At 46.9% G+C, this 18,717-nt stretch carries 14 protein-coding genes; 8 read left to right on the top strand and 6 right to left on the bottom strand.

Annotation, left to right across the window (positions count from 1 at the left end):
- Nucleotides 1-55: 55 nt before the first annotated feature.
- Together ONT08_RS10055 and ONT08_RS10060 are read right to left on the bottom strand one after the other, a co-directional pair.
- Nucleotides 56-1,276, bottom strand: a complete 1,221-nt coding sequence (locus tag ONT08_RS10055; RefSeq protein WP_264959843.1) for an efflux RND transporter periplasmic adaptor subunit — start codon at nt 1,274-1,276, stop codon at nt 56-58.
- 134 nt (nt 1,277-1,410) lie between these two features.
- Nucleotides 1,411-1,815, bottom strand: a complete 405-nt coding sequence (locus ONT08_RS10060) for a hypothetical protein (protein WP_264959844.1) — start codon at nt 1,813-1,815, stop codon at nt 1,411-1,413.
- Nucleotides 1,816-1,917: 102 nt separating this feature from the next.
- On the opposite strand from ONT08_RS10060, the gene ONT08_RS10065 reads away from it, so the two are divergent.
- Nucleotides 1,918-2,895 carry an IS982 family transposase gene (locus ONT08_RS10065; RefSeq protein WP_118201933.1) on the top strand — a complete coding sequence of 326 codons (978 nt, stop codon included), beginning with the start codon at nt 1,918-1,920 and terminating at the stop codon, nt 2,893-2,895.
- 159 nt (nt 2,896-3,054) lie between these two features.
- Nucleotides 3,055-5,148 (top strand): protein-disulfide reductase DsbD family protein, encoded by a 2,094-nt coding sequence (locus tag ONT08_RS10070; RefSeq protein ID WP_264959845.1) that lies wholly within the window; start codon nt 3,055-3,057, stop codon nt 5,146-5,148.
- 450 nt (nt 5,149-5,598) lie between these two features.
- Here ONT08_RS10070 and ONT08_RS10075 read toward each other — a convergent pair whose 3' ends face one another.
- Together ONT08_RS10075 and ONT08_RS10080 are read right to left on the bottom strand one after the other, a co-directional pair.
- A complete protein-coding gene (locus ONT08_RS10075) occupies nt 5,599-7,197 on the bottom strand; it encodes an OmpP1/FadL family transporter (protein WP_264959846.1) in 1,599 nt (532 codons plus the stop codon).
- Nucleotides 7,198-7,346: 149 nt separating this feature from the next.
- Nucleotides 7,347-8,339: a hypothetical protein gene (locus tag ONT08_RS10080; RefSeq protein WP_117586175.1), complete on the bottom strand. Its 993-nt coding sequence runs from the start codon at nt 8,337-8,339 to the stop codon at nt 7,347-7,349.
- 282 nt (nt 8,340-8,621) lie between these two features.
- Here ONT08_RS10080 and prmA point away from each other — a divergent pair, with 282 nt between their 5' ends.
- Nucleotides 8,622-9,494 (top strand): 50S ribosomal protein L11 methyltransferase, encoded by an 873-nt coding sequence (gene prmA / locus ONT08_RS10085; RefSeq protein ID WP_264959847.1) that lies wholly within the window; start codon nt 8,622-8,624, stop codon nt 9,492-9,494.
- A 111-nt stretch (nt 9,495-9,605) separates the two neighbouring features.
- On the opposite strand, the gene ONT08_RS10090 is transcribed toward prmA, so the two are convergent.
- Together ONT08_RS10090 and ONT08_RS10095 are read right to left on the bottom strand one after the other, a co-directional pair.
- Nucleotides 9,606-10,457: a glycoside hydrolase family 25 protein gene (locus ONT08_RS10090; protein ID WP_264959945.1), complete on the bottom strand. Its 852-nt coding sequence runs from the start codon at nt 10,455-10,457 to the stop codon at nt 9,606-9,608.
- Nucleotides 10,458-10,523: 66 nt separating this feature from the next.
- Nucleotides 10,524-12,173, bottom strand: coding sequence for a diphosphate--fructose-6-phosphate 1-phosphotransferase (locus ONT08_RS10095; protein WP_117586173.1), 1,650 nt, complete (start codon nt 12,171-12,173; stop codon nt 10,524-10,526).
- A 194-nt stretch (nt 12,174-12,367) separates the two neighbouring features.
- Between ONT08_RS10095 and ONT08_RS10100 the strand changes: the two genes are divergently transcribed.
- The 5 genes from ONT08_RS10100 (at nt 12,368) to ONT08_RS10120 (ending at nt 18,687) form a co-directional block, all read left to right on the top strand.
- The gene (locus ONT08_RS10100) at nt 12,368-12,640 is read left to right on the top strand and encodes a hypothetical protein (protein WP_117586172.1); all 273 of its coding nucleotides are present in this window, start codon (nt 12,368-12,370) and stop codon (nt 12,638-12,640) included.
- Between the two features lie 42 nt (nt 12,641-12,682).
- Entirely contained in the window at nt 12,683-13,240 is a 558-nt protein-coding gene (locus ONT08_RS10105; protein ID WP_022121200.1) for a 1-acyl-sn-glycerol-3-phosphate acyltransferase, read from the top strand.
- A 90-nt stretch (nt 13,241-13,330) separates the two neighbouring features.
- Nucleotides 13,331-15,979: a fibronectin type III domain-containing protein gene (locus ONT08_RS10110; protein ID WP_264959848.1), complete on the top strand. Its 2,649-nt coding sequence runs from the start codon at nt 13,331-13,333 to the stop codon at nt 15,977-15,979.
- Between the two features lie 34 nt (nt 15,980-16,013).
- Nucleotides 16,014-16,355, top strand: a complete 342-nt coding sequence (locus ONT08_RS10115) for a hypothetical protein (protein WP_117586171.1) — start codon at nt 16,014-16,016, stop codon at nt 16,353-16,355.
- 10 nt (nt 16,356-16,365) lie between these two features.
- Nucleotides 16,366-18,687, top strand: a complete 2,322-nt coding sequence (locus ONT08_RS10120) for a YgiQ family radical SAM protein (RefSeq protein ID WP_264959849.1) — start codon at nt 16,366-16,368, stop codon at nt 18,685-18,687.
- The last annotated feature ends 30 nt before the right edge of the window (nt 18,688-18,717 follow it).

Consider the following 18,717-nt stretch of genomic DNA (forward strand, 5'->3'; position numbering starts at 1 on the left):
TCTGTCTTTCTTTTAAAAGCTCTTTATTGATGAAAAAGCTTACCTTGATATTATATTAATGCTCATCTGCATGCTCGCCCGTGAGCGAAGCCAGATAATACGCGTTTTCTGTCACAATTTTCTTTCCTTCCTGCTTCAGGTGCTTGCAGAGTTTTACCTCGGTATAAGTTCCGTCCGAAACGCCCGTAATGACCTCATGGCGGGAGAAACTGTACTCGCCCTTCTTTGGTTTGCCATTCAGAGCAAAGACAAACTGCTTGCCGTCGGTAGTGACGATGGCCTTGGATGGAAGGGCGATGCACGACTGGCTTCCCGTAGCTATCTTGCCACTTACGTACATTCCGTCGAAGAGTCGGGCTGAGCCGTGAACGCCACTTGTTTTAAGAGACTGCGCATCTATTTTTACATGAACAGCAACTGATTTCGAATTATCGTTAAAGTATTGGTTTAAGCCGTAAACATGACCTGCAAGTTTTACGCCCGGCTGATTGGTAAGCGAGAGATAAACCTTATCGCCCGGCTTTACCTTCTGCAGATCTTTCTCAAAGATGTTCAGATCGCACTCTACAGCCTGGTTGTTCTGAATCTTCATGAGCGGCGTCTGCATATCGGCAAAGCTGCCCAGACTGGCTGTAATCTGCGAAACCGTACCCGCAATAGGAGCACGCAAAGGGAAGGCTGTGGTAAACTTCCCCCTGGCAACGGCGGCGGTAGAAATGCCCATCTGGGCGAGCTGCTTGCCGATGCCGATGAGGTTGGCGTGTGCCACATGATACTCCTTGGCAGCCTGTTGCGCATTCTTCTTGACGCCAGCTCCTGTCCTGTTCAGCAGTTTCTGTCGCTCCAGGTCGGCAAGAGCCAGTTCGCACTCCTTGCTGGCAGAATAATATTCTCGTTGCAGACTGACCACATCGGTATTTTCAACCAAAGCCACAATCTGTCCGCGCTTCACATTCTGTCCTTCCTTTACATAGATAGCCTTCACCACGCCCCCCATGAGCGAAGCCACATCGCCCTTGTTCTGGGCGCGCAAAACAAGCTGGCCGTTGGCTGCAATCGTAGCATCCATCACGCGGTCAATCGCCTCGCCCATCTTCAAATCTACAGCATCTACCTGTTTCTGAGAGAGCGGAATGTTGTCGAAATCCACCTCTTCATTTTCATGCTCATGTCCGTCTCCGGCAGCATGAGCCTCTGCTCCGGCGTGGTTTGAGAGAAAGGTGAAACCACACCAGGCCAAGATTGCCGCAACGGCAACCACTAATATTCTTTTCATTTTTTTCTTTTTATTGATTCATAATTACGGATAGGCAAAAGCACGCCCCCGAGAAACTTCGGGTGCAAAAGTACGCACTTTTCCCTGCAACCCGGTTGCAAAAGCTGCATCCAGGTTGCTCTAACTACAGAAAATCAACTAAAAGAAGGAGGTCCTCGCCTACAGAAAGGCGCTTCATCTACGCAAGGAAGACTGGCTGCAAACTGCTGCCAACGCACGCTAATGAGCGACGAGGTTGGGATAAACAAATACTCAGAAGAAAGCATGGAAAGCAGATGGTTTCCATCGAAAAGCTGTTTCTGAATGCCCTTCATAATCTTGCCGTTGGTTACGAAATGGTGCAGCTGATGCCCCCGGCAACTATCGGCTTCTTTCTCATGATGCTCAGTATGCTCATCGTTGAAATTACCATCCTGCTGGCAACGTTCTACAACCATACAAATACGCCCCATGTGGTGATGATGCATCACCACCGTAGAGAGCAGCACACTCAACGTGGCCACAAAGAGGCTGAACAAGTATAGTTTCTTCTTTGCCATTTTATTCTGTTTCCAAATTTTAGGATTGCTTTATTCTGACCGCAAAATTATACTAAAAACTCATTGGCGGAATTAAAATTCGCCTAAAAATTAGTATCTTTTATGGAGAAAAAGTTGTGCATCTCGCTGATTTTTAGTAACTTTGTGGTGTCAAAACATAAAGTTATAATCTTTCACGCTATGCACAACTTGTATGCAAATTTCGTAAAAATTCTTGAGATATGCAAGAATTTCTCCATAAATTTAGTTAATGAGCTAGGAAATATTCCTCGCCCAGGAGTCGTCCCACGTTTTTCAGACCTCGAAGTTGTTGCTTTGAGCTTAACTGCTGAGCATCTAAGTATCGACAGTGAAAACAACTTGTTCGACAGACTGAAGGAGTATAAGACTGAAATGCCAAACCTGATTTCTCGACGTCAATTTAATGACCGCCGAAAATTCACAGCGGAATTATGCGAGACGATTCGTAAGCGCATTGCATCAAAGATGGATGGCGCAGAAGAATATTTCTGCATTGATTCCAAACCGATAGAGGTATGCCGTTTGTCCAGAGGATTGCGTTGCAAGATGAAAGGAACAGACGTGACAAACTCTCCAGCATTTGGCTATTGTGCCACTCAGAAGATATACTATTATGGATTTAAACTCCACGCAGTCTGTGGGTTAAGTGGAGTTATCCACTCGTATGATTTGAGTCCAGCTAATGTTCATGACATTCATTTTCTTAAAGATGTTAAGTTTCAATTTCATGACTGTTGCATCCTAGGTGATCGTGCTTACCTCAGTGCAGAACTACAGCAAGACCTGTTTTCTTCTGTAGGCATTAAGTTGGAAGTTCCATATCGTCTGAATATGAAGAATTGGAGACCAACATTCAAGCCTTATGCAAAGGCGAGAAAGAGAATCGAGACCAATTTCTCTCAACTTTGTGATCACTTCATGCTCTTCAGAAATTACGCAAAGCAAACACCAGGACTGTTTACCCGAATCATCGGGAAAATTAGCGCATTCACAGTCTTGCAATATATAAATTATGTAAACAATAGACCGATTGGCAGGGTTAAATATGCGCTAAACTAATTCCGCCAACAGGTTACTAAAAGTGCGAAATAGCCAAATAAAACAAAGAAAATTAACATTTTTTCTTAAAAAAATTAAAACCGAGTACCCTTAAAGCCCTTTGAATACGTAATATGAGTAGTTTTTAGTAACTTTGCAACATAAAATTAAAAAATAGAAATGAAAAAAGTATTTTTAATCTTTCAATTACTCCTTGTAGTAATGCTGGCTCAGGCGCAGATGATGAACCCTGTGAAGTTCACCAGCTCGCTGAAAACAGACGGAAGTGCTGTGGCCGAAATCGTGTTTAGCGGAAAGATCCAACCGGGATGGCACGTCTATTCTACCGGTTTGGGTGGCGATGGTCCGATTTCCGCTTCGTTCAACGTAAACAAGCTTGAAGGTGTTGAACTCGTAGGAAAACTTCAGCCACGCGGCAGAGAAATTGCAAAATTCGACCCTCTCTTCGAGATGAAACTCCGTTATTTTGAAGGTAGCGTTACCTTTGTACAAAAGGTGAAGTTTACCCAACCAAATTATCATATTGATGCCTATCTGGAGTATGGCGCCTGCAACGACCAGAACTGTATGCCACCAAGCGAGGCTGGTTTTAAGCAGAGTGGCAAATCACCAGCCGTTGATGCTCCTGCAGCTGGGGCAAAAGATGCTCTGAATGCAAAGGATGCGAAGGCGATTGATCCTGCTCTTGCAGCCAAGATGAAGGCCGATTCGCTTGCCAAATCCGCAGCCCTGGCTCAGACCGACAGTTCTACTCAGCCCGTAGATTCCGCAGCTTTGGCATCTGCTATGGAGAATCTGAACGTCAAAGACTTATGGAAACCGGTTTTTAAAGAACTTCAGGCATTCGGCGGAGCTAACGACATCGCCAACCATTCGCTCTTCTATATCTTCTTCATCGGTTTCGTGGGCGGCCTGCTTGCGCTCGTCATGCCTTGCATCTGGCCTATCATCCCGATGACCGTAAGTTTCTTCCTGAAGCGTGCTAAGAACGATAAGAAGAAAGGTATCCGCGATGCGATTACTTATGGTTTGAGCATCGTAGTCATCTATCTGGTTTTGGGTCTTGCCGTAACAGCCATCGCAGGTCCTAGCACCCTGAATGCGCTCAGCACAAGTGCCGTTTTTAACATCATCCTCTTCCTCCTGCTTGCCGTTTTCGCCTTCTCGTTCTTTGGTTGGTTCGAAATCAAATTGCCTGACAGTTGGGGAAATGCGGTAGACAACAAGGCTTCCAGCACCACGGGTATGATTTCTATCTTCCTGATGGCTTTTACCCTGGTATTGGTCAGCTTCTCATGTACTGCTCCTATCATCGGTTTGCTGCTGGTTCAGACCGTTACATCCGGCGATTGGCTCGCTCCTACCGTGGGAATGTTCGGTTTTGCACTTGCTCTGGCGCTCCCATTCACCCTCTTCGCCCTCTTCCCATCATGGTTGAAGTCGGCTCCTAAGTCGGGTTCGTGGATGGAGATCATCAAGATTGTGCTCGGCTTTATCGAGCTTGCCTTCTCTCTGAAGTTCCTCTCTGTAGCCGATCTGGCTTACGGCTGGCACATCATGGACCGCGAGGTATTCCTCTCTCTTTGGATTGTCATCTTCGGTCTGTTGGGACTCTATCTCATCGGCAAGCTGAAGTTCCAGGTTGATGCAATCGGGGGCGACATCAACAAGCCTATGCCTGTAGCCTGCATCATGTTGGGTCTCTGTTCTTTGGCATTCTCGGTTTACATGATTCCAGGTCTCTGGGGTGCTCCTTGCAAGGCTGTGAGCGCATTTGCTCCACCTATTAATACACAGGACTTCAATCTCAACACCAAGACCGTAGAGCCTGCTTACAAGGATTATGAGTTGGGAATGGCTGCTGCCAAGGCTTCCGGCAAACCGGTATTGCTTGATTTCACGGGTTATGGTTGTGTAAACTGCCGCAAAATGGAGGCTTCTGTCTGGACAGATCCATCGGTTGCCGATAAGCTGACAAAGGATTATGTTCTCATCTCACTTTATGTTGACGACAAGACCCCTCTTCCTGAGCCTATGGAGGTAACGTTTAATGGCGAGAAGCGCACCCTGCGAACCGTTGGCGACAAGTGGAGTTATCTGCAGGCAAGCAAGTTTGGAGCTAATGCCCAGCCATTCTATGTGGCTATTGACAACGATGGCAATCCTCTTGCAGCAGCCTTCAGTTTCAAAGAAGATGTTAGTGCTTATCTCGACTTCCTGAACAAAGGTCTGGATAATTACAGAAACAAATAATATAAGATTTAATTGTTGATAAGGCCGGTATTGGTTCATTTAAGTAGATTTATGAAGGATAAATTTCAATAGGTTAGTTTATTCAAGGTAGATTTATTTAGGATTGTTACTTCCCCCGACAGATATGGTTTCCAAGCCATCCTGTTGGGGGATATTTTTGTAAAGGCACAAAAAAATAGGGCCTGTTTCACAACAGACCCTAAACATACTTACTAAAACTAAATTAACCACTAAAAAAACTAATATTTTTTAATCCTAGAAAATAAGGTGAAGAACACACCTATAATCTAAAAACCTAATCTATGACACGAAATCATCCCGATTTCTTGATTGCAAAGGTAGGGTTTTTATATGAAACCGCCAAACTTTTTCCCAACTTTTTTTCTAAGAACAGGCTTTTTCATAGGGATTTCACATTATTTAATCAATAATCCCCCCTACCTTCACATTTTAGAACCTATAGCCAACGGTCATCAGCAATTGGTGACGCTTGTTGTCAACCTTGGTTGCAGGAGCTGCATTAGCGCCAAGTTCCTCCCAGGCTGCAAATGGATAGAAGTCACCATTCTGACAACTATACTGGTAAGCCACATCAATAGACAGCTTCTCGTAGTTGAAACCTACGCCGGCTGTAAATCGGTTAGTCGCCTTCCAGTTGGTATAATCTGTAGAGGTGGCGTAGATTGTTCCCTGAGAAGGAATTGTCTGGTCGCGGTCTGCGCTCTCCTTAAACATCGGAGAAACGTAATTATAACCCAGACGGAGCGCCAACATACTAACAGGCTTATATTCCAGACCCAACTTCAGCGTGCTCACGCCCTGCAACGACTGCTTTGTGTGGTCATTCATGAGGTCATCGCTTGAACTGGTCTCATAATATTCGTCCCAATAACCATCATAATAACCGCCATCCTTCATACGATTATCCATGTGATTGTACCACGCATACTCGTAAGTAGCACCCAGGGCAAGATTGCCGCCAATGGTGTGACCCAAGCTGATACCCGTCTTCCAAGCCGTATTCAGACGATAATCGAGGCTAGAACTGTTCGTTTTGCCAGCCTCAGCATAATTGCCGTTTTCGTCCGTTATGTTCTTGTCAACGAGTTCCAGGTCAGCAGTTCCATCCATCGACAAATCATAAAATACTGGCGAATTGACATAAGCACCAATACGGAAAGGAGAATCTTCTACCGGACGGAAGATAATACCCAGTTTTGCATCATAACCGGTACCCGTAATGTGCTGGCTTTCCCAAGCTGTTCCGTAAGCCTCCTTATCGGCCACATAATTTTCGGTATAAACAGAATTGCTGCGGTAATGAACATCATGAATGCCCAAGGTGAAGCCCAACCATACGCGGTCGTTGAAACCTACGCTAATGTTGAAATCATATTCGCCTATGTAGCCCTTCTGATACTGGCCAAAGAGGAACGAACGACCATCGTAGGTCATCTGGTTTCCTTCCTCGTCTTTACCCATCAACGCATTATAGTTGGCGTCTACCGCATTCCAAACCTGATCGCCTGCATCTTTACCATGTTTCTCATCCAATTCTTTAGCGTAAGCCGTCTTGGCAGAAGCCCATTTGGTTTGAGATGCTCCGTTGAGATAATTGGCAGCAGAAAGAATCTGAGAGAAATTCGTGCTCTTGTGATAGTTGAAACCGAAGTTGAGCTTTACATTCGAATCGCCATTTGTAGCAGCCCAAACGAAACCAATCTGATCGAAACTAGGAACCGATTTCTTTCCGTCGAAGCCAAATGGAGTTTTATCGAAATTGAGTTCCGTATCAGCTCCAGGCTGAGCCACAACGCCAGCAGAGAAACTTGCCATGCTCTTTCTAAACAGACCCATACCGGCAGGGTTGCTGGAAATGGTAGAAATATCTGCGCCCAGGGCTTCCATAGCTCCACCCATACCTACATAGCGTGCAGTACCCGTGAGGGAATTTTCTGCAAACTTAGTATCCTGATAAGTTTCCTGAGCCAACATTGGGGCTGACATGAGTCCCAATGAAGCCAGGAATAAATATTTTAAATTCTTCATAATCTCTTAATTCTTCACTTAATTCTTAAGGTCTTCATTCCCAGATGAAAGTTTTCTCTCTAAGATGAAAGTTTTCATTTTCGAAAATGGTCATCATCCTCAGAACAAAGCCCAAGCTATTAACTATTAACTATAAACTTTAAAAACGACTATCTTCTTCCGCCAAAGCCGCCGCCACCTGAGCGACTGCCGCCTCCGAAGCTACCGCCGCCTCCGCCAAAGCTTCCACCACCGGAATGCGATCCGCCTCCGAAACTGGCTCCACTACGGTTTCCGAATCCGCCAAAGTTGCTGCGGTCGAAGTTGTTGGTATTATTATTGTTGCGAACGCTATTGTAACGGCCATTATCGTTGATGCGACCGCCGAAATTGCGGTTTCTGTTGCTTCGGTAAGTACTGTTGCCAGCATAGCCCTTATCGCCATTATAACGATAAGTTCTGCTTCCTGCATAACCGCCCGAATTGCGTCCACCATAGCTAACATGCCCGATTACCGGACCGCCCCAATACCAAGGATTGTAGTAGCCGCCCCAGCCATAATACCAAGGGTCGTACCAGCCACCATACCAGCCGCAGTAACCATAATACCATGGATCGTACCAAGGGTCGAACCAAGGATTATACCAGCCGGCATAATAGCCGTAGCGCCATGGATTGTGCCAGCCCCACATGCGGCTGCGCCAGTAGTAAGGACCGTAACCATAATAATCGTAGAACCATGGATCATAGAATCCGTCCCATCGGCTCATCTCGCGTGTGCGTACGAAATCCTCATCCCTGTCAACATACTTCTGGGCGAAGTAAGCATCATCATAAATGCTGTCTGGCGCCACACCCTTGCCCACATGGAACTGGATAATGTCGTTGCCCAGGGAATCTTTTCCTACATTCTCATAATGGCTGAAGATCCTGCCGCCTCGATTGTATTCATCAACTGAACGGTCGCTTCCGCTCCAAAACAGCCGATAAATACTATCTCTACGTGCCCGCTGTTCAGCATACTGGCGCTGGAGCAGAGCCCGTCTTTCAGCCTTTTCCTTGGCCTCCTTCTTCGGATTGAAGTAGAGGTCATCGTCCTGTGCCATCGAAGTGAGTGGCATCGCAGCTGCGATAAGGACTGCAAGAAGATACTTTCTTTTCATATTCTGTTCTCCTATTTATTTTTTCTCTTTTCTTTCTTCTATTTTTCTCATCCCGAATCATCATCAATCATCAGGAAGAAGGCTCCAGAAAGAGCCCTTTTCTAATTATATAATAATCTGGATGCAAAAATATTGCTTATCTTTATGCAAAAATACAGAATTTCCCTAAATAATTGTAGGTTTTCCCCTATTTTTTTATAATTTTGCAGAAGATTTAAAACAAATCTAGCTTTTTTGAACATTCGAAAGCGTTTTTAGACAAGAAATTAATACAAATTAAATATGAAATATTTAGTAGCAACATTCACTATTGAAACGACTGCCGACTTGATGCAGGCCTCTCAGGATTTGCTTGCCGATGGTGCAGCCGAAGCCGGATTTGAATCTTTTGAAGAAACAGAAACCGGACTGGAAGCGTATGTGCAGAAAGAACTCTTCGACAAGGAGATACTGGATGCCCATATTGCTGATTTCCCTATCGGGGATACGAAAATTACCTACGAGGTGAAAGATGCAGAAGACAAGGATTGGAACCAGGAATGGGAAGAACAGGGATTCGAACCAATTTATGTGGACAACCAGGTGGTGATTTACGATGCGAAACATCCCGAACTCTATCCCGATACGAGCAACAGACCCGACATGATAGAAATTGGTATTGAGGCGAAACTGGCGTTCGGAACAGGAAACCACGAAACCACACGCATGATTATTTCGCAGCTGCTCCACATGCCTATCAGAACCAAGCGCATCCTGGATTGCGGAACGGGTACGGGAATACTTGCCCTCACCTGCTCAAAACTCGGAGCGAAAGACGTGGTAGGCTACGATATTGACGAGTGGAGCGTGGAAAATGCCAAGCATAATGCCATGCTCAACGGCGTAACTAACATGGAAGTTCTCTTTGGCAACAGTCAGGTAATCAACCACATCAGCGGCGTTTTCGACCTGGTTCTAGCCAACATCAACCGCAACATTCTGCTCGACGACATGCGTGCTTTCCGTAGCGTGATGAACATCGGCGGAACCCTGGTTCTGAGCGGTTTCTACGAAGAAGATATTCCTGTACTCCTGGAGAAAGCAGAAGAACTGGGAATGCATGAAATAAGCAGACAGATTGACAACAATTGGGCCTGCCTTGTTTTAGGTTCATAAAGATTCTTTTCTGATTCTAAACATTCAGAACGAAAAATCTGAAATCAGAAATATCAGATTAAAACATACGAATAAAGGTTGGATTTTCGCATATTGCCAAAAGTCCAACCTTTATTCCATGAATTTCTTCTCATTGTTATTGCTTCCTATGCAGAGCTGCTTGAGCTCATAATAGCTGCCGTTGTAAATATTGAAATCTACGTAGCCTTTAATGCCCGGCAACTTGCCCACATCCGTATGCTGCCAGAACTTCCATTTGCCCTTATACTGAACCTTGTCAACATAATAGTGGGCTATCCAGTAAGGATAATCTTCGAAGACAGGCGCACTCAGATATTGCTCCTTGAATTTATAATAGGTGTAGATGATAGGTTTAACATGATACTTATCCTCTACTATATGCAGCCAGGTAAGCACATCACGCTGGAAATCCTCCACACTCTTATCTGCCGGCTTATGTTCAATATCCAGTACCGGAGGCAAATCTCCATCCGTAAGATGAACCTGGTCTAGGAAATAATAAGCCTGTTCTCGGGCTGTCGACTTATTGCTCCAGAAATGATAAACACCCCGGATGAAACCGAAATCGCGAGCCTGATTAAAGTTCTCACGGAAATTTTCATCGAGCCGTGAAGAACCTTCCGTACTCTTGATGATGACGAAGCGCACAGGACAACCCTTGATCATCGCATTCTTGAGCTGTTCCCAGTCTATCTTGCCCTGATAATGGGAAATATCGATTCCGTGAATCTCGTAACCTTCAGGATATTCAGCATCGCCATAAAGCGCACGCCATCGGAAACCAGTTGGACCTACAAAGAAATGATAGAACAGAAAGACATAGAGCACGATAACCGCCGTTCCGCCTATCCACCACGCCCAACGGGGATAGCGTTGCAAAAAAGAAGACGAACGCCTTCTACCACGGGAGCCGCCACGCCGAGGAGTTTTCTGTCTCGCCATGGCACTCTTTTTCTGTGAAGAAGCCGTTCGTCTTGTTGACATATAAAAAAATATTTATTCTATTTTTTACTTAGCCTGCTCCAACTGGAGAGTCTTTGTGGTCTGGTCGCAAACCTCAGAAGGACCCCAGTACTGGATAGGACCTGGATAAACGTAAGCTGTTTCCTTAGCCCACTCATCGCGCTTAGAAGCGAAGAACTTGAATGGAGCGCCATCCAGCTCAACGAGAGCCTTGCGGATAACTGGCTTGTTAGCACCATTACGACGCTCGATGTTCATCATCATAGTGATTGGCACACCACCTGCAATCCACTCTGCTGCAGGAGCTGTTGTGTTCTTGATGATTGACATGTAACCGGTCTTGCCGTTAGCGATGAGGCGTGAAGCGTTGAAACCGAGTGAGTAGCAGTAGTCAGCATCGTAGTTAGAAGGAGCTGCGCAACGTCCCTCGTAACCGAAGAAGTGGTGCTGTGCAGAGAACTTACCAACAAACTTGCCTTCCTTCTTCCATGCAGCCAACTTCTCTGCTACCATGCGAGAAAGCAACTTCTCTGTCTCGATGAGAGAAACCTGTACGTTTCCGTGAGGGTCGCGGTCGAGGCAAAGCTGGCGAGCTACGTCAGCTGGCAAAGACTCCAATACTGCGAGGTTGTCCTTAGCGATGGCACCCTTAACGAATGCAATCTGCTCCTCAGCACTTGCAAACTCACGGCTCTCGCCTGTTGCAGGGTCTGTAAGAACCTCGTTCAATTCTGCGATGAGCTTCTTGATAGCTGGGATAAACTCGATCAGGCCCTCTGGGATGAGAACAGTACCGAAGTTGTTGCCCTCAGCAGCACGGTTAGCTACTGCAGTTGCAATATAAGTAACCACATCATCGAGTGACATTTCCTTAGCCTCTACCTCCTCAGAAATCAAGCAGATATTTGGCTGAGTCTGGAGAGCGCACTCAAGAGCGATGTGAGATGCTGAACGACCCATCAGCTTGATGAAGTGCCAGTACTTACGTGCTGAGTTACAGTCGCGCTCGATATTACCGATGAGCTCAGAATATGTCTTGCAGGCTGTATCGAAACCGAAAGAAGTTTCAATCTGCTCGTTCTTCAAGTCGCCGTCGATAGTCTTAGGGCAACCGATTACCTGTACGCCATACTTCTTGGCAGCATAGTATTCTGCGAGAACGCAAGCGTTGGTATTTGAGTCGTCACCACCGATGATGACAAGTGCCTTGATGCCGAGTTCACGAAGAATCTCAATACCCTTCTCAAACTGGTCTTCCTTCTCAAGCTTTGTACGACCGGAACCGATGATGTCGAAACCACCAGTATTGCGGTATTCGTCCATGATTTCAGAAGTAATCTCCATGTACTTATGGTCAACGAGGCCACCAGGACCGAGGATGAAACCATAGAGCTTGTTAGCTGGGTTGAGAGACTTCACACCGTCGAAGAGACCAGAAATCACGTTGTGACCGCCAGGAGCCTGACCACCTGAGAGGATAACACCTACGTTGAAAGCAGGAAGTTCCTTAGCCTCACCTGCCTCGAATGTAATAACAGGCATTCCATAAGTGTTAGGGAACAACGCCTTGATTTCATCCTGATTACCTACTGACTGTGTTGCTGCACCTTCAACTGCCTTTACCGGGCCCTGGAGAGCCTTAGGCAATTTTGGCTGATAAGCAGCTCTTGCAATCTGCAATGCACTTTTTTCCATAATTCGTTTTTATTTTAATTAGTTGAAACTTCAAAAACATCTGCAAAAATAACTCTTTTCTGCGAGATACGGAAAGAAAAATGCTAAAAATGCGTTAATAGATACATTTTTTCCCAAAAAATGATGTTATTTCAAAGAAAATGATTATCTTTGAGCGATATTTTTAATTAATCATTAATTAGGAGAAAAGAATTATGGCTAATAAAAGAGATTTAAAGCGCACGATCAACTACATTACAAGCGAACTTTTCGCCGAAACAGTAGCTGCATCTTTGTATAATGGTAAGCCTACACAGGAAGATGTGGATGGCATTCTTTCAGCTATCGTCATGATCAACGGCGATTACATCAGCCGCGTGTCTCACCCGGAACCGGGAATCACGAAGGGTGAATATTATAAGAAACTCACAGTCGACTTCAACAAGCAGGTGAGCGAAATCATCGACCAGATTTCAAACCTGGCATAATCCTTTCATCATCAGAATCAGGAAATACACCTATTTAAATATATGGTAAAAGGAATTTGTCAATGGATATTGTATAAGCGCTTGGGCTATAAGAAAATCATCACCCAGGAGCTTCCTGAAAAGTATATTATCTGCATGGCTCCGCACACCAGCAACTGGGATCTGATACTGGGCCAGCTCTTTGCCCATGCTGAGGGAATCAAATGTAATTTCCTCATGAAAAAGGAATGGTTCTTCTGGCCGCTAGGTCCTATCTTCAGAAAGATGGGAGGTATTCCTGTGTGGAGAAGCAAACATACTAGCATGACGGATAATCTGGCTGCAGAAGCGGATAAGCGCAAGGCTTTCGGACTGTGCATTACGCCCGAAGGTACCCGCTCGCTCAACCCGGAATGGAAAAAGGGATTCTATTTCATAGCCCTCAAGGCGCATCTGCCTATCCATCTCTATGGGCTTGACTATGAGAAGAAGGTCATCCAATGCACCAGGCAGATTATCCCGTCAGGAGATGTTGACAAAGACATGCGTGAAATCAAGTTGTACTTCAAGGATTTCAAAGGAAAGAAACCGGAGAAGTTCACAATCGGAAATATTGATTAAACGTTAGAAGATAACGGTTTAGTCAGCTATTAAAGAAGGAGTATTCGTAAAGTGAAACACCAAAACATAACATATTGTTTGATAAGCAGTTTGCTGTTAGCCGCTGGAGCTTCGCTTCAGGCTAACGGCAAATCGTTTTTTCCTATCTACGACGAGGCTAACAGCGGCGCATGGCAAGGCATAGATTATGATGGCGACCCATGGGTGTTTAATGTTTCCCGCCCTTATTTCGTTACGGCAGGACTACAGAACAGGCACCTTTCGCTATGGGCCTCGCACGGACGGTATTATTATGCCGACAGAGATGTATGGAAATGGCAACGCCCTAACCTGTTTTGCACAAACGAAGATCTCTTTACCCAAACCATCGTCGTGCCCTACCTCATCCCGATGCTCCAGAATGCGGGAGCCATCGTCTTCACACCCCGTGAAAGAGACTGGCAGAGGAACGAAATCGTCATCGATAATGATGATGCTGTCAAGTCGGTTTATTATTTCGAAAAGGAGGCGAGCAAGCGATGGAAAAAATGCGATTCGCTCGGTTTTGCCAACCGCTACCGACTGAAAGATGGGGAAAATCCGTTCCGCATGGGAACCGTGAGACAGGCGAAGGCTACCAAGCGCAAGAAAACTAGCCAGGTAAGCTACCAGCCCCGTTTCAAGGAAGCCGGAAAATACGCAGTCTACGTAAGCTACCAGTCGCTCCCCAAGAGCGTGAGCGATGCAAAATACATCGTTTATCACAAGGGCGAAGCCACGGAGTTTTCCGTTAACCAGCGCATGGGCGGAGGCACCTGGGTTTACCTGGGCACCTTCGATTTCGACAAGGGCTGCAACGAGTTCAACCGGGTGGTCTGCACCAACAAGGCTTCACGCCGTGGAGTAGTAACAACAGATGCTGTCCGCTTTGGCGGCGGCATGGGAAACATAGAGCGTGGCGGTTACACCAGCGGATTGCCCCGTTGCCTGGAAGGAGCCAGATACTACGCCCAATGGGCTGGTGCTCCCTATAAGGTTTATGGAGGCCGAAAGGGAGAAAATGATTACGCCGACGACATCAACACCCGTTCGCTGATGACCAATTGGCTGGGCGGCGGTTCGGTTTACATGCCTGCCAAAAATGGCAAGCATGTGCCTATAGAACTCTCGCTGGCACTTCATAGTGATGCGGGTTACAATAAGGACGGAAAATCTACCGTTGGAGCCCTTGCTATCTGCACCACAGATTATAACGACGGAATACTGAACAGCGGAATCTCCAGATTCACATCCAAGGATTTCGCCAGGGCTTTGCGCGATAATCTCGTTACGGATCTGACGGCTCAGTTCGGAGAATTCGGCAAACGCTACCTATGGGACAGAAACTATTCTGAAACCCGTCTGCCGGAAGTTCCGTCGGCTATTCTCGAAATGCTTTCGCATCAGAATTTCCCTGACATGAGAATTGCTCAGGATCCGCTCGGAAAATTCTATATCGCACGCTCCATCTACAAAACTATCCTGCGCTTCGTAAACAGCAATCATGGAACCCGATACGTGGTCCAGCCGCTGGCTCCGCAGAACTTCAGCGTTACGCAGAACCAAGGCGTTGCCCTACTCTCATGGACTGCCCAGCTGGACAAGACGGAACCATCTGCCCGCCCTACTTCTTACATTATTTATAAGGCTGAGGGACAAGGCGGCTTTGACAACGGAACCATCGTGAACACCACCCGCTGCCAGATGCAGCTGGAACCGGGCAAGCTTTACCATTTTAAGGTGGCTGCGGTTAATGCAGGAGGAGAAAGTTTCACCACCGAAACCCTCTCTGTACTCTATAATCCTGCTGCCAGCAAGTCTGTGCTTATCGTAAACAATTTCCATCGCCTTGCCTCTCCGCAGGTCGTGGATGATGAGGAAAAGCAGGGATTTGACCTCAATCAGGATCCGGGCGTAAGCTACGGACTGACGGCGGGATGGAGTGGCAAGCAACAGGTGTTCGACAGAAGCAGAATGGGCAACGAAACCAGTTTCGGACTCGGTTTCAGCGGCAACGAAATGATTGGTAAGTTTGTGGCAGGCAATGACTTCAACTACGTTCAGGCGCATGCTACAAGTATTGCGGCTTCGGGCAAATATAATATTTCCAGCTGTTCGAGCGAAGTCATCGCCAGCGGCAGGGTTCAGATGAAGAACTATCAGGCAGTTGACCTCATCAACGGACTGGAGCGCCATGACGGCTATACTCACACCTTCTTCAAGTCGTTCACGCCTGCCCTGCAGAACAGCATCAGGCAATACGCCAGCCAAGGCGGCAGAATCCTGATAAGCGGTTCTTACACCGGAAGCGACATGCAGACTGAAGAGGAACAGGCGTTCCTGAGCGATATTCTGAAACTCAGCTATGAGCCTACAGGTTCTACGGCCATCACCAGGGACATCAATCCCGAAGATTCAACCGTAACAGAACGAGACAGTATTGTCTACACTTCGCCTAACGTCAAGGGTTTAGGTCTGCAGTTCAGCTATTATAACGAGCTGAATGCCCAGCATTATGCGGCAACCCATCCCGAGATATTGAAACCGGTTGGCAATTACGCCTTCACGGCGATGCAATACGATACGGGAACGAGTGCGGCGGTTGCCTACAAGAGCTCTACTTACCGCAGCTTCGTCATGGGATTCCCGCTGGAATGCATCATCGACGAAAGAACCCGCACCAGCGTGTTGCTCGGCATTCTCAAATTTCTGACAGATTAAATTCAAAGTAAAACAGATAAAAAATTTTAAGCTTATGTATAAGATTCAAGCCAACCAGTCTGGCACTCGCTCTATCGAAGTGAGCGACCAGCATTTAGAGACCATCGAAAAGTATCAGTTACTCCGCAACCTCGTAGACAGCAACGGCATTATCGACGAGGAAGTGCTCGATAAACTGAAACTTAATGTGCGTTCACTCCTCGAGAGCAGCGACATCAAGGATAAGGAGTTGCTAGATCTCTGTCTCGACGTCATCTACAATCAGAACATGAAGGCGCTCGGTCTTCACAACCTCGTTCTGCTCTATGTAGACTGGAAAGACAAGAAGCAGGCTGAGGCTGCAGCAGATGCAGAACCAGACGCAGTAAATGATTAAAAAATATTGAATGGATTATAAGTTAACAGATTTCTTACCTACCACCAAGAAAGAATGCGAGTTGCGCGGATGGGACGAACTCGACGTCATCCTCTTTTCAGGAGATGCTTACGTTGACCACCCATCCTTCGGCCCTGCCATCCTCGGACGAATACTGGAAGCCAACGGCTATCGGGTAGCCATCGTTCCCCAGCCCGACTGGCACGGCGATTTCCGAGACTTCAAGAAACTCGGTCGCCCTCGCCTCTTCTTTGGTGTTTCTCCGGGTGCCATGGACTCGATGGTGAACCGCTACACGGCCAACCGCCGCATGCGTAGCGAGGATGCTTTCAGTCCCGACTCCCGCCACGACATGCGCCCCGACTATCCATCTATCATCTATACGCAGATACTGAAGAAACTCTTTCCCGACGTACCTGTAGCACTAGGTGGTATTGAGGCTTCGTTGCGCCGCATCAGCCACTACGACTATTGGAAAGACGAGCTCCGCAAGTGCATTCTCTGCGATTCGGGCGCCGACCTCATTCTCTACGGAATGGGCGAACGTTCTATCGTTGAACTAGCCAATGCCTTTGCAGAAGGCAAGACGCTTAGCCAAATCCACGAAATGCCGCAGGTGGTTTTCTACTGCAAGGAAAGTGAGATTCCGGGCGGTTTCAAGGACGATGACATCATCCTCCACAGCCACGAAGAATGTCTCCACAACAAGAAGGGACAGGCTGAGAACGTGCGCCATCTGGAGGAAGAAGCCAACAAGATGCATGCTCAGCGCATGATTCAGGAAGTTGACGGCAAATATGTAGTGGTGAATCCGCCTTTCCCGCTGATGACTACCGCAGAACTGGATGCGGCTTTCGACCTGCCTTATACGCGTTTGCCTCATCCTAAATACAAGGGCAAGACCATTCCTGCCTACGAGATGATCAAGTTCTCCGTGAACCTTCATCGTGGCTGTTTCGGCGGCTGTTCTTTCTGCACCATTTCTGCCCATCAGGGTAAATTCGTGGTTTGCCGCAGCAAGGAGAGCATTCTGAAGGAGGTGAAGAAAATCATCCAGATGCCTGATTTCAAGGGCTATCTGAGCGATTTGGGCGGTCCTTCTGCCAACATGTACGGAATGCACGGCAAGAATCAGAAAGCCTGCGAAGTATGCAAGCGCCCGTCGTGTGTAAACCCTCAGATTTGTCCGAACCTCAATACCGACCACAGCAAGCTTCTGGAGATTTATCATGCTGTAGATGCTTTGCCGGGAATCAAGAAGAGTTTCATTGGTAGTGGTGTTCGTTACGACCTTCTGCTGCATAAGAGCAAGGACGAAAAGGTGAATCAGGCGGCTAGAGAATACACGCGGGAACTGATTACCAAGCACGTGAGCGGCAGACTGAAGGTAGCTCCTGAACATACGAGTCCGGAGGTCTTGAAATTCATGCGCAAGCCATCGTTCGACCTCTTCTACGAGTTCAAGCGCATCTTCGACAAGATCAACAAGGAAGAAGGTCTGAACCAGCAGATCATTCCTTACTTCATCAGTTCGCATCCGGGCTGTCATGAAGAAGACATGGCCGAACTTGCCGTCATCACGAAGGGACTGGACTTTCATCTGGAACAGGTGCAGGATTTCACCCCTACTCCTATGACCATTTCTACCGAGACCTGGTACACGGGGTACGATCCTTACACCCTGGAGCCGGTCTTCAGCGCCAAGACTCAGAAAGAGAAGCTTGCCCAGCGCATGTTCTTCTTCTGGTACAAGCCTGAAGAGCGCCGCGCCATCGAGAGTGAACTTCGCCGGATAGGCAGAGCCGACCTCATCGACAAACTATACGACAGGAAGAGCATGGGTGGCAGTTTCAAGGGTAAGAAGACGTATTATGACGATAAGGCGATAGGTTCTACATACGATAATCCAGGTGTAGGAAAAGGTGCTAAAGGCAAGCGTGGAGCAGGCAGAAATGCTTCTGAACCGAATGCAGGAAAAAGCCGTGGCAGAAATGCTTCTGACCGCTTTGCCCCAAAGGGATATGGTAATGTGGGTTGCTATGATGAGGAGAAATACCTGAATAACGGAAAATCTCTAAAATCAGGTAAGCCTTCGAATGCCAACATCCGTGATGCCGTAGCAGCGGCCAGAGCCGAGCTGAGAAATCAGAAAGACCAGGATGCCGGCTTCTTCAAGGACAAGAAGAAAAAGAGTTTCAACCCTAATTTCGACAACGACAACCACAATCGCAAGAACCGCTACAACAGCGGGGATAAGAACGAACGCGGCGGTCGTGGAAATCAAGGTCGTGGAAATCAAGGAAGAAATGAAGGTAGAGGCAGAAGAAGATAAATGCTAAAAAGAGGGTGAACCATATATTTA

The sequence above is a fragment of the Segatella copri genome, assembly GCF_026015465.1.
Classification (GTDB): domain Bacteria; phylum Bacteroidota; class Bacteroidia; order Bacteroidales; family Bacteroidaceae; genus Prevotella; species Prevotella copri_E.